The sequence below is a fragment of the Paenibacillus sp. FSL K6-4396 genome (assembly GCF_038002525.1).
GTDB lineage: Bacteria > Bacillota > Bacilli > Paenibacillales > Paenibacillaceae > Paenibacillus > Paenibacillus amylolyticus_B.
Genome location: NZ_JBBOCR010000001.1, coordinates 2528926 through 2544696 on the forward strand (window position 1 = coordinate 2528926; position 15771 = coordinate 2544696).

Consider the following 15771-nt stretch of genomic DNA (forward strand, 5'->3'; position numbering starts at 1 on the left):
CGGTTGCTTCTTGCCTTTTGAATGGGTTAAAATGGTTGTTACGTTTAGCTTAATACGATTGCATGATAAATGACGCCGTAAAGGGGTTTTGACATTTGAATACATCAGGATTCGAACGAGGTAGCAAGAGAGAGTTTCGTATACATGTGCTTCCGACTAAACGTTTTAAAACGTTTGCTATATCGCTATATGCAGGAGTTCCCTTACGGGAAGATACAGTAACCAAAGTAGCGCTGACACCTTTTGTTCTGCGACGGGGCACGGAGTCCTATCCGGAAACAACGCAATTTCGTGAGCAACTGGAGCATCTGTATGGAGCAGGTTTTGGTTTTGACGTCTATAAACGCGGGGATTACCAGATTGTACAGTTCCGAATGGATACCATTAATGATTCCTTTGTTGGAGGAGATGAGCAGCTACTGGATCGTTCATTTGCCTTCCTTGGAGAGGTTCTTACACGACCTGTACAGGAGAATGGACATTTCAGGACGTCTTATGTACAAGCAGAGCGAGAGACTGTTCGCAAAAAGCTGGAGTCCATCGTGAATGATAAAATGCGCTATGCCGCTGAACGCAGTATTGAGGAAATGTGCAAGAATGAGCCGTACCGTCTTCACCCACTGGGTGAGCGAAAGGATCTGCCCGGGATTGAGCCCGACACACTGACTGCGTCTTATCAGGAGTGGCTGCAGCAGGCGAGTATGGATCTTTACGTGGTAGGGGATACGACACTGGAGGAGGTCGAGAACCTTGTTCAGCGTCATTTCAATGTAAATCGAACGTCCTCCTCTGATTACCAGACACAGGCAGCGCTTCGAGGAGATAAGGAAGTGGAGACCGTTGTTGAGCGACTGAATGTGAGTCAGGGAAAACTTAATATGGGACTCCGCACATCTATCACTTATGGAGATTCTCAGTATGCTGCAGCACTACTGTACAACGGGATTCTCGGTGGTTATCCTCATTCCAAACTGTTTGTCAATGTTCGTGAAAAAGAAAGCCTGGCGTATTACGCGTCTTCACGATATGACGGACATAAGGGCATTGCAACGATTCAATCCGGGATTGAAATCCCTAATTATGAGAAGGCCGTCACGATCATCAAACAGCAGCTGGAAGAAATGAAAAGCGGTACAATCAGTGATCTGGAAATGTCCCAGACCAAAGCAATGATCCGTAACCTGCTTAAGGAAATGCAGGATTCTGCTTTTGAGATGATCGCTTATGACTTCAATCGACAGTTGTCTGGCAAAGAAAGAACGGCTGAAGAACTGTTGGCTCAGGTAGAACATATTAGCAAGGAAGATGTGCGTGAGGCGGCAGAACAATTCCGTCTGGATACGATTTATTTCTTGCGGGATGAGAAGGAGGAATAATCGGTGGAGAGCATTCGGTATGAGCATTTGCAGGAGACACTATATTACGAAGTAATGGATAACGGACTGCATGTCTATATTTTGCCAAAACCGGGATTCCAGAAAACGTATGCTACGTTTGCAACCAAGTATGGATCGGTGGATAATCATTTTCAGGTTGAAGGACAGGAAGAAGTTAAGGTTCCGGATGGGATTGCCCATTTTCTGGAGCATAAAATGTTCGAAGAACCAACAGGCGATATTTTTGCCACGTTTGCATCTCATGGTGCTTCAGCTAACGCATTTACGAGCTTTGATCAGACGGTTTATTTGTTTTCAGCGACCGAACATGTGAATGAAAATATACAAACATTAGTCGACTTTGTGCAAAATCCTTACTTCACGGATCAAAATGTGGAAAAGGAAAAAGGCATCATTGGACAGGAAATTGACATGTATGCTGATAATCCAGATTGGCGTGTTTATTTTGGATTGATCGAAGCCATGTATCAGAAACATCCGGTGCATATCGATATTGCAGGAACGGTGGAATCTATCCGTACGATTACCAAAGAGATGTTATATGAGTGTTATAACACCTTTTATCACCCGAGTAATATGCTCTTGTTTGTGGTGGGTGGTGTAGATCCACAAGAAGTCATTGATATGGTTCGATCGAACCAGAAGCGTAAGAATTATAAGCCACAGGGGAGTATTCAACGTTTCTTCGAACCGGAGCCTGAGCAAGTAGGAGAAGCCAGACGGGAAGCGAAACTGGCTGTTTCACTGCCCAAATGTCTGTTTGGATTCAAGGAGTCGGACGTTGGACTTACCGGGGAACAATTGTTACGGCGAGATATGACAACGCAGCTGATGATGGATCTTTTGTTTGGCTCAAGCACACGATTATTTCAGAAGCTCTACGATGAAGATCTGATCTCCGACAGCTTTGGACATGAGTATAACAGTTCACCGCAATATGCGTTTTCAGCCATTGGTGGTGATACAAAAGACCCGGATCAACTGCTCGGGCGTATACGTGAAGAAGTGGATGCCATTGTAGAAAAAGGGTTTGAATCCCCGGATTTTGAACGTGCACGCAAAAAGAAAATAGGCGGATATTTGCGTATGCTTAATTCTCCGGAGAACATTGCGCATGAATTTACACGTCAGCAATTCCGTGGCGGTGATTTTTTCAATATGCTCCCGCTCTATGAATCGATTACACTGGAAGATGTAAATCTCAGACTGAGAGAGCATATTCGCTGGGATCAACTGGCTGTATCGCTAGTCGTGAGTCCTTGATATGGAGAGGGGAACAGGACAATTGAAGGCAATCGGGGAAATGACTGTACTGGTAACTGGAGCAAGCGGTGGCATTGGAGCGGCTATCGCAGAACGCTTTGCCAGAGTGGGAATGAATGTTGTTATACACTATATGAAATCGCATGAAGCAGCGAATGAAGCCGCCAGACGGTGCATGGAACAGGGCAGTGGAAAAATCATGACCGTGTCTGCGGATCTTCGCAGCCGGGAACAGATTGAGCGCATGCGTGAGAAGCTCGAGTCGCATAATCTCATGCCAGATATTCTTGTGAACAATGCAGGAATCTCGCACTATGGGATGTTGGCTGATGTTACAGAGGAGATCTGGGATGAAGTGATGGCAATTAACCTCAAAGGCACGTTTATGTGTACACAGGAAATGATGCCTCACATGATCTCCCAAAGGTATGGCCGAATCATTAATGTATCGTCGATCTGGGGACTGTCTGGTGCTTCTTGTGAGGTGCTGTATTCCACAACCAAGGGTGGGGTGAATGCATTTACCAAAGCGCTTGCGAAAGAACTCGCACCTTCCGGAGTAACCGTAAATGCGGTTGCTCCTGGCGCCGTTCAGACATCCATGCTGAGCCATCTGGATCAGAGTGAACTGAAGATGCTGGAAGAGGAAATTCCGGCAGGAAGACTTGCTCAACCTGATGAAATCTCATCATTGGTTTATTTTCTGGCTCTCCCTGAATCGGGTTATATCAATGGGCAGATCATCAGTCCAAATGGCGGTTGGTTAACGTAAAAAGCAAGAAAAACTTGACTGGCTGTGAACAAAACAGGTGAAGGTTGCTGAGAAGCAGTCGTCTTCCGGATTATTTTCAAAATGCTCGTATATAAAATGCCTCGAAAGCACATATTACAACTGTTGATTTTAAATCTCATGCGTCATCTAAGGAGGATTTATCATGTCAACAGAAAAAACAGTGCTCTCCAGTTTTGACACATGGAAGAAGTTCCTGGGTGACCGCGTACTGCAAGCAGAGAAGATGGGGATGAGTGAAGAAACCATCAACAAACTTGCGTATGAAATCGGCGACTTCCTTGATGAGAAAGTCGATCCGGCGAACCATTCCAACCGGGCATTGAAAGAGTTATGGGATGTCGGCGATGCAGATGAGCGTCGTACGATTGCGTGCCTGATGGTCAAATTGGCCAAACAAAACGCATAAGATTACAGATGAAGAGCTCCCGCAAGGGGGCTTTTCTCTAATGATTACAAACGGATTACAGAGCTGTTCTTGTAATTCATTTTCATTTTATATATCATTAACGTGACCCATTTTTAGAAGATGTCTCAGATTGTTGTCCAGTGGACACGTTCTGTTGCTGTCGAATAATGTGGAATAATGCATTACGGGGTGTTGAAATGGAATCTAAACAATGGTACATGGAATATAAAATACATAAGAACAGACCCGGTTTGTTAGGCGATATTGCCTCTATGCTGGGGATGCTTGAAGTGAATATATTGACCATTAACGGTGTTGAAGGCAAAACTCGAGGCATGCTCCTTGAATCGGATGATGATGAAAAAATCCGCTTGCTTGGTGAAATGCTTGGCAAAGTAAACAGCATCACCGTATCGGCTTTGCGTCAACCTAAATTGGTGGATATTTTGGCCGTGCGTCATGGCAGATACATTGACCGTGACTCGGATGATCGCAAGACATTTCGTTTTACTCGAGATGAACTTGGGTTACTTGTGGACTTTTTGGGTGAAGTATTTAAGAGGGAAGGCAATCAGGTCATCGGTTTGCGCGGAATGCCTCGTGTTGGTAAAACGGAGTCTATTATTGCGGGCAGCGTATGTGCAATGAAGCGATGGACGTTTGTTTCCTCCACACTTCTTCGTCAGACGATAAGGAGTCAAATGTCCGAAGACGAATTGAACCCGAACAATGTCTTCATCATTGACGGAATTGTAAGTACGATTCGTTCCAGCGAGCGGCATTACAATTTGTTGCAAGATATTATGTCGATGCCAAGTACCAAAGTTATTGAACATCCGGATATTTTTGTACAGGAATCCGAATATGATTTTAATGATTTTGATATTATTATTGAATTGCGTAACATTCCCAATGAAGAGATTATTTATGATACGTTTACGGCTAGCTACACCGACGAATTGTAAGGAACCGTACGGAATCATGAAATAGATTAGCAACAACTCAAGAGATAAACATAAGGAGGAGATGGCATGTCTGAACTGGGTCAGCAGTTAAGGGAGGCCCGGCTGCAAAAAGGGATGAGTCTTGACGATGTACAGGAAATGACAAAAATTCGCAAGAGGTATCTGGAGGCCATAGAAGCAGGAGACTATAAAGTGCTGCCGGGTAGCTTCTATGTGCGTGCTTTCATCAAAACCTATGCGGAGACCGTGGGACTGAACCCTGATGAGCTGCTGGAGGGACACAAAAAAGACGTACCCGAAGAAGAAACGGAAGCAACGATGGAACCGGTTATTCAGAAGCGTTCCAGCCGTCCGGTTGAGCGTAGTAATCGGTGGATGTCTGTCGCGCTGATGTGGACATTCCCTGTTTTGATCGTAGTACTGTTGTATGTATACGTGGTGTATAACAATGGTGATGAATCAGATAATCCGGGTCTTGATCAGGTCAAAATTACAGACAGTCAACAACAGCCTGAGGATAAACCGGATCCACCTGCCGACAACGGACAGGCATCTAATCCGCCTGCGACAGATTCAGGTACTGACGGTACTGGTAAGGGCGACGCTGGCGGTAATGGTGGCGGTACAGACACGGAAGGACAGACGGACGGTCAAACTGATGGCCAAACTGATGGTCAAACCGACGGACAAACGGGAGAAAATCAGGAAGAACCGACAGACAATTCACCGTCTAATGTGACTGTTGCAGAAGATGGGAAATCAGGAAATATTACGAACTTTAAAGTTAACGGTAGTGCAGGGCAACCTGTAACGGTTACGATCAAAGCAACAGGTCATAGCTGGCTGGAAGTGTACAAAGGCGAAAACTCCAGTGGAGAGAAGTTGGAGTATGGTAACACAGCCGAAGGTGACAGCTATACCTTTGAGTTGGATAGTACAGGCATGTATATTAAGTCCGGTTACGCTGCAGCGACCACGATTGAGGTTGGCGGGCAAGTTGTAACGGATGGCAAGGCGACCAATCGAATCCGTCTGAAGCTTGGTGAAGACAGTAGTAACACTACTTCTTCCACAGGTGTTGAAAATGGATCAACGGACGGCACAGGGGGTACCACGGGTAGCGAATAACCGGGTCAACTGCAGGAGACAATAATCGTGTCTTAACTTGCAGTTAACTTTTGGTGAAGTGAGGTGGATGGCTGTGACAGTCAGCTGGATCGTAACAGGTTTAGGGATCATTGTCAGCCTCCTGGGTTATTACCTGACTCCAAGTGCTTGGGGTTACGGAATATTGGGTTTTGGACTTGCACATGTACTTTTGGGTGTGCTCGATATGTTCAGACAGCCCAACCGCAGCCGCTATTAGGTTGGAAGCTGGACCAGCAAGCATTTTTGGCAGCCACTTGAAGTGGAAGCCAAAAATGCTTTTTTCTTTGTGTAAAATAGCTAGAAATTAGACTTTTGCTTAGGGTATCCTCTATAATGTTACAGTACATACGATTAACTGAAAGGGTGACTGGTTTGAGCTCAGAAAATTCATTTGATATCGTGTCCAAAATGGACTTGCAAGAACTGACAAATGCCGTTACACAAACCGAGAAAGAAATTGGCGCTCGTTATGACTTCAAGGGCAGCAAGAGCAGCCTGAAACTGGATAAGGATGCGTTAACGATCGTATCTGATGATGAGACCAAACTCAAGGCTGTCATTGACGTGCTGCAATCCAAAATGGCGAAGCGTGGTCTACCATTGAAAAACATTGATTACGCAAAGGTAGAGCCAGCGTCTTCTGGTACAGTCCGCCAGCGTTTGAATTTTAAACAGGGGATTGATCAGGACATCGCCAAGAAAATCAATATTCTGATTCGGGATTCCAAGATGAAGGTGAAGAGTCAGATTCAGGGAGATCAACTTCGGGTAACTGGTAAGAGTAAAAATGATTTGCAAGCTGTCATGCAGCTGCTAAATGGTGCTAACCTACCTTTGGATTTGCAATATACAAATTTCAAGTAATATGGCCTTTCTGTAGCAAAAGTGTTTTTTTGACACGGTATTGGGCGTATATTATACTAAGTGTGCATTGCTGGCAGTCAAGCATCAAGTCCAGTCCTCATCGTTTGCTGACTTTGTGAAAAGCAGTACATCTTCTGGAAGTCACCGGAACGTTTAAAGCGTTTTGCTTTTGAGCGGTTGACTTTATTTTTTGCGTTTCTACATAGTGGGATCATGTTAATCTGGATTGACATTGAAACTGTACATTTCATGTTCCGGATGATGATAACGGGATTATGATGATTGTTTGGAGTAATGGAGGATATGAGGGAGGGCGTCTTGTGAATTTACCCAACCGGATTACGCTTGCACGAATTTGCTTAATCCCTTTTTTGATGGTGTTCCTGCTCGTGGATTTTCCATTTTATCCAGAGCCGTTGCAGCTTGGAAGCTTGTCGCTTCCGTATAATCAACTGATTGCTGCTGTTATTTTTATCATCGCCGCAAGCACAGATGGAATTGACGGATACCTTGCGCGGAAAAATAACATGGTTACCAATCTGGGGAAACTGCTCGATCCACTCGCAGACAAGTTGCTGGTTACTGCAGTTTTGATCTCGCTTGTGGAGATGGGCAAGCTGGATTCCTGGATTGCAGTTGTGATTATTAGTCGTGAATTTGCAGTTACCGGCTTGCGTCAAATTGCATTGCTGGATGGTTCGGTTGTTGCCGCAAGTGCTTGGGGCAAGCTGAAGACTGTAGTGCAGATTGTGGCGATTGTGCTGTTGCTGTTGAACAATTTCCCGTTTTCATACACGGGTATTCACGTCGATATTATCGCGGTATGGGCAGCAGCGCTTATTACTATCTGGTCGGGTATCGATTACTTTATCAAAAACAAAAATTTGCTTCATTTAACAAAAGCATAATGGTTTGTTCTTAAATGGGTAATCATGAAGGAAGCATTGGGTCAGGGGCAATAGGAAATTATCCTATTGCCCTTTGATCACTCACCACGTGTACAGGAGGATGCTCAATGAAGGCAGAAATCATTGCAGTTGGCACAGAGCTACTGCTTGGACAAATCGTCAATACCAATGCCAGATACCTATCCCGTGAATTGGCTGCGATGGGGATCGATGTATATTTCCAAACGGTGGTTGGGGATAACCTGAATCGACTTAGTGAAGCTATTCGCATTGCGCAGGGCCGTGCAGACGTTATTTTATTTTCCGGTGGCATCGGACCTACCCAAGATGATCTGACCAAGGATGCGCTCGCAGCTGTTCTTAACCGGAAACTGCATACAGATCGAATGGCGATGGACAAAATTGAGAGCTTTTTCAGAGATCGTAATGTGGACATGACAGAGAATAACCGACGTCAGGCGATCGTTATTGATGGAGGAACACCTCTGGCCAATGAAACGGGCCTTGCGGCAGGAAATGCGATTTCTGACAATGACAAATATTATGTCGTGATGCCTGGACCACCTAAAGAGTTGATTCCAATGTTTGAACAGGAAGTCAAACCTTGGCTGTTCCAGCATGTACTCACAGAAGAGATGCCGATCTATTCCCGAATGCTCAAATTCGCAGGTATTGGTGAATCTGCTCTGGAAGATCGACTATTGGATCTGATTGACGCGCAGACAGACCCTACGATTGCTCCTTACGCGAGCGAAGGTGAAGTTACGGTACGTGTCTCCACGAAGGCTGCGAGTGAGGGAGAGGCGAAGCTGAAGCTGGATGCGATGGAAGTTCAGATTCGCGAGCGTTTGACAGAACATCTCTACGCGAACGAGGATGTGCCTATAGAGTACACGATTGTAACCATGATGTCTGACATGGGGCTGACGCTCAGCGCTGCTGAGAGCTGTACAGGGGGGCTTGTCATGCAAAGTCTGACCTCTGTACCCGGAAGTGCGTCAATGCTCAAAGGTGGAATTGTTTGTTACTCCAATGAAATTAAAGAAAAGCTGCTGAATGTGCCTCATGATTATCTGGAAGGTGAAGATGCACCTGGAGCGGTAAGTCCAGAGGTTGCAAAAGTGCTTGCTGAGCAGGTCCGCATGATTGGCGATGCTGATTTTGGCTTGGCTGTTACCGGTGTAGCTGGACCGGGATATTCGGAACGTAAACCACCCGGACTTGTCTTCATCGCTCTTGCTGAACGTGGAAAAGAGACGGAGATTCATGAGCTGCGTATTAATGGGAATCGTGAGACAGTTCGCATTCGTTCAGCCAAAGCGATTCTCTATCGCTTATGGCAAAAACTTGTGGCGATGGATTGATTAGTTAATAGCTTCGATTGCATTTACAGTTCCAAGCAAGTATAATTAAGGAAGACGGAAGAACCGTAGAATTAGGCTTTACAGCCTTGTTTACGGTTCTTTTTTCTGTTTAATGGAAAGTTTCCTTGAGGAAGAGGCGCCTCGGCCTTCACAAAAAAACGAATGTATGTTCGAAAAAAAGCTTGGCAAACGTGTTAAAACAAGGTATCATTATCTTATAAACAGTAAAGGGTGTGAGCTTATTGTCAGACCGTCGTGCCGCGCTTGATATGGCGCTCCGTCAAATAGAGAAGCAATTTGGTAAAGGATCCATCATGAAACTGGGTGAGTCCACTCATATGAATGTGGAAATTATTCCCAGCGGTTCCTTGGCTTTGGATATTGCATTAGGAACAGGCGGCTTGCCTAAAGGCCGTATTGTTGAAATATATGGACCTGAGTCTTCGGGTAAAACAACCGTAGCATTGCATGCTATCGCTGAAGTACAACGAGCGGGTGGACAAGCTGCATTTATCGATGCCGAGCATGCTCTTGACCCACAATACGCAAGCAAACTTGGTGTTAATATTGATGAATTGCTTCTGTCTCAGCCAGATACGGGTGAGCAAGGGCTGGAAATTGCAGAAGCTCTTGTACGCAGTGGTGCAGTAGATATCGTTGTTATTGACTCTGTAGCCGCATTGGTTCCAAAAGCAGAGATTGAAGGCGAAATGGGCGATTCACACGTTGGTTTGCAAGCGCGTTTGATGTCTCAGGCGCTGCGTAAACTGTCTGGTGCAATCAGCAAATCCAAAACAATCGCAATCTTCATTAACCAGCTTCGTGAGAAAGTCGGCGTTATGTTTGGTAACCCGGAAACAACACCTGGTGGTCGTGCTCTGAAGTTTTATTCCACAGTACGTCTGGATGTGCGTCGTATTGAGAGTATCAAATCAGGCAATGACATGATTGGTAACCGTACTCGTATTAAAGTTGTGAAAAACAAAGTGGCACCTCCGTTTAAACAAGCGGAAGTGGATATCATGTATGGCGAGGGTATTTCGAGAGAAGGCAGTATCATTGACATTGGTACAGAGCTGGACATCGTTAATAAAAGTGGTGCATGGTACTCCTACGAAGGCGAGCGTTTAGGACAAGGTCGTGAGAACGCAAAGCAGTTCATGAAAGAGCATAAAGATATTGCTGACATCATTGAACAAAAAATTCGTGTAGCCAGTAACTTGGTTACTGCAGTTCCTGCGCCAACTACTGAAGAGCAACAAAAAGAAGCAGCAGAAGAACAAGAATTGTTTGAAATCAACGAGTAATCTCTCAAAACCTCCCATGTAGGGAGGACCCTGAGGGTGTTCCCCTCTGGACTCCGTAAACTTGCCTGATTGAGCTTGGCTCGATTTGGATAAGGAATTATGGTGGGAGTGCTCTCGGTGTCCAACAGCCCCTGTCCCAATGGACAGGGGCTGTTGGCACGCTGACTGTCAGAGATAACTGTGGAGATAAAGGCCGGGCTGACTTCCCGGCCTTTTGTATTATTAGTGTTCTTTGTCTTATGTGAAGATGTGCTTGGCGTAGTCAGAATGAAAATGTTATGAAAGGGGAGACCTGAATGGATCAACATGACGAGGATTTGTATGAAGAAGCAGAACAGGATGGCCTATCCCAATTTCCGGACAACGAAGAACTTATTATTACACGTGTAGAACGAACGAAGAGCAGGCAAGCTCGTTATCGAATCACTTTTGGTATCCACTCTATTACGGTTCTTGAAGATGTGATGATTAAATACAGGATGACTCAAGGTAATACGTTTATGAAGAAGGATCTGGAGGAAATCATTGTAGCTGACGAGCGACAGCGGACGTATGCACAGTCTCTGCGCTTTTTGGAGCATAAACCGCGCACACGCCATGAATTAAGTCAGAAACTTCGTCAGAAGGAGTTTGCTGCACCTTTGATTGAAGAGGCGCTGGATCGGCTTGAGCGGGAGAACCTGGTGGATGACGATCTATTTGCGAAGGAATGGACAAGACAGCGTATGGAGGGCAAGCGGAAGGGAAAACTGTGGATAAGGCAAGAGCTACGTCAAAAGGGCATTGCCAATGATCTCATTGTTGAGGCACTAGAAGGGATCAGTACAGATGCGGAATTTGAGACTGCCTTGAGTGCAGGACGCAAAAAATGGAATCAGGTCAAAGGGGACGTCAAAGAGAAGAAAAATAAAACGCTTCCCTTCCTAATGAGACGTGGTTTTTCAATGGATATGGTGCGCCGGGTCGTGAATTGTTTAATTGAAGAAGATGAGGCTGGGGACTCTGAAGATGACGAAGCGTTGTTATGGGATTAGCAGCCTAGAGTCTCTATACTGCATTCTCTTGACAATTTCTTTCGTCAAATACTAAAATGGACATGAGTCTGTAAGAAATGGACAACCCTTTTTCCTTCCAAAAAAGCGGTTTCGGTTTCTTAAGATTTATACCATTCTTAATTATGGGTTCGCTGGAAACAGTGAATAGTACGTGGAAACATGTACATGTGAAATGAAAATCGGCGGGGGATCGCCGTGAGTATTCGTTATTCCCAAACATATGTAAGGTTTGAAAACTGCAAATTGACCCAAGGAATGCCTTGGAGGAACCAACGAGGAGGTGAACAGTATGGAAATTGCAATCACGATCGCTCTCGTTGCAGCCGCGCTATTCATTGGGTTCGGAGTAGGATATTTTATTCGCAAATCTCTTGCAGAGGCTAAAATCTCTAGTGCGGAACAAGCTGCCGTACAAATCGTGGAGAACGCGAAGAAAGAGGCAGAAGCACTGAAGAAAGAAACGGTGCTGGAGGCGAAGGATGAAATCCATCGCATTCGTGCTGAAGCTGAAAAAGACACTCGTGAACGTCGGAATGAAATTCAACGACAAGAAAGACGATTGTTGCAAAAAGAAGAGTCGCTGGATAAAAAATTGGAATCACTCGAACGTAAAGAAGAGCAAGTGGCTAACAAAGAGAAACGAATTGATGAGACTCAGCAGCAGATCGAAATGATTTACAAAAACCAGGTGACAGAGTTGGAACGTATATCCAACCTCACCATGGAAGACGCACGCAGTATCATACTGTCCAACGTAGAACAGGAAGTTCGTCATGAGACGGCTCAAATGATCAAGGACATTGAACAACAGGCGAAGGAAGAAGCGGACAAAAAGTCCCGCGAGATTATTACACTCGCCATCCAACGCTGTGCGGCTGACCACGTAGCGGAAACAACGGTATCTGTTGTTACCCTGCCAAATGAAGAAATGAAAGGCCGGATTATCGGTCGTGAAGGACGTAACATCCGTGCGCTTGAAACCCTTACAGGGATTGACCTCATTATCGATGATACGCCAGAAGCTGTTATTCTGTCGGGCTTTGACCCGATTCGCCGTGAAATCGCCCGTACTGCCCTGGAGAAACTGGTGGCTGATGGACGTATTCACCCGGCACGGATTGAAGAGATGGTTGAGAAATCCCGCAAAGAAGTGGATGAGCGCATCCGTGAATACGGTGAGCAAGCCACCTTTGAAGTGGGCGTGCATGGTCTGCATCCGGATCTGATCAAAATTTTGGGCCGGTTGAAGTTCCGTACAAGTTACGGTCAAAACGTCTTGAAACATTCCATGGAAGTCGCTTATCTGGCTGGACTGATGGCTGGCGAACTCGGAGAAGACGTAACTCTGGCAAGACGTGCAGGTCTATTGCATGACATCGGTAAAGCGCTGGATCACGAAGTGGAAGGATCACACGTCGAAATTGGCGTGGAACTGGCGAAGAAATACAAAGAACATCCGGTTGTAATCAACAGTATCGCGTCCCATCACGGAGATTGCGAAGCGACTTCGGTCATTGCCATGTTGGTTGGCGCAGCAGATGCGCTCTCCGCAGCAAGACCAGGCGCACGCCGCGAAACGCTGGAAACGTATATCAAACGACTGGAGAAGCTGGAAGAAATCTCAGAATCCTTCGAAGGTGTCGAGAAATCGTACGCCATTCAGGCCGGACGCGAAGTTCGCGTTATGGTACAGCCTGAGAAGATCGATGATGCTGAAGCCTTCCGCTTAGCCCGTGACATCACGAAGATGATTGAGAATGAACTCGACTATCCGGGTCACATCAAAGTCACCGTCATCCGGGAAACCCGTGCGGTTGAATACGCAAAATAGAGCAATACGGAAAAGTGGCCGCGGTAGTGGGCCACTTTTCCTGTTGATAGCCTGTTAAAAGGCAACTATACATTATGGAGCATAAGATAGAGTCCTGCAAAGGTTCAACATTTGAAAAAAGAGAACTTTGCAGGAATTGAGGAGGCAGTAATCAGTGAAAGTTTTGTTTATTGGTGACATTGTAGGCAACGTGGGACGTAAGGCATTAAAGGAAAATTTACCGTACCTAAAATCGAAGTATAAGCCACATGTGGTGATTGTGAATGGTGAAAATGCGGCAGCAGGTCGCGGCATTACCGGTGCAATCGCAAATGAGTTTTTCAACTGGGGTGTACATGGTATTACACTTGGTAATCATACTTGGGACAATAAGGATATTTTTGATTTTATAGATGATGAGCCCCGCATGATTCGTCCAGCGAACTTTCCACCAGGCACACCAGGGCGAGGATACACGGTTGTCAAAGGCGAAGGAAAAGAACTGGCGATTGTCAATCTGCAAGGAAGAACGTTCCTGCCTGCTCTGGATTGTCCATTCCGTGTAGCTGATGAAATTGTAGATGAGCTGCGCCAAGACCATAAATGTATTTTGGTCGATATGCATGCGGAAGCAACGTCAGAAAAGATTGCCATGGGATGGCATCTGGATGGACGTGCGTCTCTCGTTGTAGGTACACATACGCATGTACAGAGTAATGATGATCGGATTTTGCCTGGAGGAACGGCTTACTTGACGGATGCAGGCATGGTAGGGCCTCGTGACGGTATATTGGGTATGGAGCGTGAGGCCGTGCTGCGTAAGTTCTACACCCAGCTACCTGTACGTTTTGTTGTAGATGATGGAAAATGGCACTTCCATGGTGTTTTTGTTGAAATTGATGAAGCAACAGGTGCGGCAACACGCATCGAAAAAATTCGTCTGATGGAGGACGAGTGGCGCATGGAATAGGGGCATTGTCCCAATTTGCAGGGAAACCCGTCTAAAAAGAAGGAATTTTTTTGCCTCCCGCGAATAACATCTAGTAAGTGGAAACAAACTTTCAACATTCCCAGGGAGGTACTTACCATGGATGTATTAAAAGTTTCAGCAAAGTCCAATCCTAATTCTGTAGCCGGCGCTCTTGCAGGGGTTCTTCGTGAACGTGGAAATGCTGAACTGCAGGCAATTGGAGCGGGAGCACTGAACCAAGCCATTAAAGCGGTAGCGATAGCCCGGGGATTTGTAGCACCAAGCGGAGTTGACCTGATTTGTATTCCAGCTTTTACAGACATTGTGATCGACGGCGAGGACCGAACGGCCATTAAGCTGATTGTGGAGCCCAGATAATACATGCAGTATGCATTGAACCTGTTTACGATGTAGACAGGTTTTTTTGCGTTTTCTTAGCAATAACATATTGAGGAGGGTTTAAGATGTCCATGTCTGATTGGCATGTAGCTGATTTTCACTGTGATGCACTGAGCAAAATTTTGATGCAGCCTGCTCTTTCTTTTGAAGATGCTCCACAACTGGATGTGAATTTGCAACGCTTGAAAGAGGGGAAAGTAGGGTTGCAGGCGTTCGCCATCTATTTACCCGAAGTACTTGGCAGAGGCAAGTTTGAACATGTCATGGGGCAGTTGGAGATTTATCGTAGACGTGTGGAGAGAAGTCAGGAGCGGCTTGGCGGCACACAGACGTTGTTATGGCGTGAACAGGTGGCTCAGGTGGGGCAAACAGAGGGGCCGTGGGGATTAATCACACTGGAGGGTGTGGACGGCCTGGAGGGCAACCTGTTCTATCTGGAGTTATGTTATCAGATGGGCGTTCGAATAATTGGACTAACGTGGAATTATGCCAATTGGGCGGCTGACGGAGTCATGGAGAAGCGTGGGGCAGGTCTGACCGAGAAAGGGAAAGAACTGGTGCACCAGTGTAATGAAATCGGAATGCTGTTGGATGTGTCACATCTGACAGAGAAAGGTTTCTGGGAACTGGCTGACTTGAGCACACGTCCTTTTATCGCCTCCCATTCCAACAGTTATAGCGTATGTCCCCATGTGCGTAATCTGAAAGATGATCAGATTCAGGCTATCATTGCCCGGGAAGGGCGGATTGGACTGACGTTTGTACCCTGGTTTGTAAAGCAGGAGGGTGAGGTACGTATAGAAGATCTGCTGCCTCATATTGAGCAATTCTGTTCTCTAGGCGGGCAGCACCATCTGATGATGGGGTCTGATTTTGATGGAATTTCAACGTATATTCAGAAACTTGAACATTCAGGACATTATCCGAGACTGATGGAAATCCTGCTCAAACATTATGATGAACATCTGGTTCGTGGCTGGTTGTGGGGGAATGCAATGAGTTATCTGGGGGAACACTTGCCAGAGAGCAATCCGAAGATGCAGATGAAGGGGAATTCTATGAAATAGTGAACTGGTGTGTGCGTTGAAGGGGTTGAATTGGAACTTGTTTTCCAAATAAAG

Annotated in this window: 16 protein-coding genes; all 16 read left to right on the forward strand. The window is 45.8% G+C overall.

All coding sequences use genetic code 11. The features are described from left to right. Positions 1 to 95 precede the first annotated feature (95 nt). Complete coding sequence (gene yfmF / locus MHB85_RS11485) at positions 96 to 1376, forward strand: EF-P 5-aminopentanol modification-associated protein YfmF (RefSeq protein WP_192132304.1); 1281 nt, start codon at positions 96 to 98, stop codon at positions 1374 to 1376. A gap of 3 nt (positions 1377 to 1379) precedes the next feature. Next, a complete protein-coding gene (gene yfmH, locus MHB85_RS11490) occupies positions 1380 to 2660 on the forward strand; it encodes an EF-P 5-aminopentanol modification-associated protein YfmH (protein WP_192132302.1) in 1281 nt (426 codons plus the stop codon). Between the two features lies 1 nt (position 2661). Continuing rightward, positions 2662 to 3432 carry an elongation factor P 5-aminopentanone reductase gene (ymfI, locus tag MHB85_RS11495; RefSeq protein ID WP_036670413.1) on the forward strand — a complete coding sequence of 257 codons (771 nt, stop codon included), beginning with the start codon at positions 2662 to 2664 and terminating at the stop codon, positions 3430 to 3432. Positions 3433 to 3595: 163 nt separating this feature from the next. Continuing rightward, positions 3596 to 3859, forward strand: a complete 264-nt coding sequence (locus MHB85_RS11500; RefSeq protein ID WP_017689119.1) for a DUF3243 domain-containing protein — start codon at positions 3596 to 3598, stop codon at positions 3857 to 3859. A 197-nt stretch (positions 3860 to 4056) separates the two neighbouring features. Next, positions 4057 to 4824 carry a DUF3388 domain-containing protein gene (locus MHB85_RS11505; protein WP_036609270.1) on the forward strand — a complete coding sequence of 256 codons (768 nt, stop codon included), beginning with the start codon at positions 4057 to 4059 and terminating at the stop codon, positions 4822 to 4824. Positions 4825 to 4890: 66 nt separating this feature from the next. Then, entirely contained in the window at positions 4891 to 5952 is a 1062-nt protein-coding gene (locus tag MHB85_RS11510; protein WP_091017240.1) for a helix-turn-helix domain-containing protein, read from the forward strand. A 37-nt stretch (positions 5953 to 5989) separates the two neighbouring features. After that, complete coding sequence (locus tag MHB85_RS11515; protein ID WP_133384340.1) at positions 5990 to 6190, forward strand: hypothetical protein; 201 nt, start codon at positions 5990 to 5992, stop codon at positions 6188 to 6190. 155 nt (positions 6191 to 6345) lie between these two features. Continuing rightward, complete coding sequence (locus tag MHB85_RS11520) at positions 6346 to 6837, forward strand: YajQ family cyclic di-GMP-binding protein (RefSeq protein WP_047842512.1); 492 nt, start codon at positions 6346 to 6348, stop codon at positions 6835 to 6837. A 320-nt stretch (positions 6838 to 7157) separates the two neighbouring features. After that, complete coding sequence (gene pgsA, locus MHB85_RS11525; protein WP_017689114.1) at positions 7158 to 7745, forward strand: CDP-diacylglycerol--glycerol-3-phosphate 3-phosphatidyltransferase; 588 nt, start codon at positions 7158 to 7160, stop codon at positions 7743 to 7745. A 107-nt stretch (positions 7746 to 7852) separates the two neighbouring features. Then, a complete protein-coding gene (locus MHB85_RS11530; RefSeq protein WP_192132300.1) occupies positions 7853 to 9109 on the forward strand; it encodes a competence/damage-inducible protein A in 1257 nt (418 codons plus the stop codon). Between the two features lie 242 nt (positions 9110 to 9351). Further along, positions 9352 to 10416 carry a recombinase RecA gene (recA, locus tag MHB85_RS11535; protein WP_091017235.1) on the forward strand — a complete coding sequence of 355 codons (1065 nt, stop codon included), beginning with the start codon at positions 9352 to 9354 and terminating at the stop codon, positions 10414 to 10416. A 296-nt stretch (positions 10417 to 10712) separates the two neighbouring features. Then, positions 10713 to 11450: a regulatory protein RecX gene (locus MHB85_RS11540; RefSeq protein WP_091017233.1), complete on the forward strand. Its 738-nt coding sequence runs from the start codon at positions 10713 to 10715 to the stop codon at positions 11448 to 11450. 310 nt (positions 11451 to 11760) lie between these two features. Beyond that, complete coding sequence (gene rny / locus MHB85_RS11545) at positions 11761 to 13302, forward strand: ribonuclease Y (RefSeq protein ID WP_036670418.1); 1542 nt, start codon at positions 11761 to 11763, stop codon at positions 13300 to 13302. A gap of 154 nt (positions 13303 to 13456) precedes the next feature. After that, the gene (locus MHB85_RS11550) at positions 13457 to 14251 is read left to right on the forward strand and encodes a TIGR00282 family metallophosphoesterase (RefSeq protein WP_017689109.1); all 795 of its coding nucleotides are present in this window, start codon (positions 13457 to 13459) and stop codon (positions 14249 to 14251) included. Positions 14252 to 14368: 117 nt separating this feature from the next. Beyond that, a complete protein-coding gene (locus tag MHB85_RS11555; RefSeq protein WP_007430104.1) occupies positions 14369 to 14629 on the forward strand; it encodes a stage V sporulation protein S in 261 nt (86 codons plus the stop codon). Between the two features lie 86 nt (positions 14630 to 14715). Next, a complete protein-coding gene (locus tag MHB85_RS11560) occupies positions 14716 to 15717 on the forward strand; it encodes a dipeptidase (RefSeq protein WP_445739032.1) in 1002 nt (333 codons plus the stop codon). Positions 15718 to 15771: the final 54 nt, after the last annotated feature.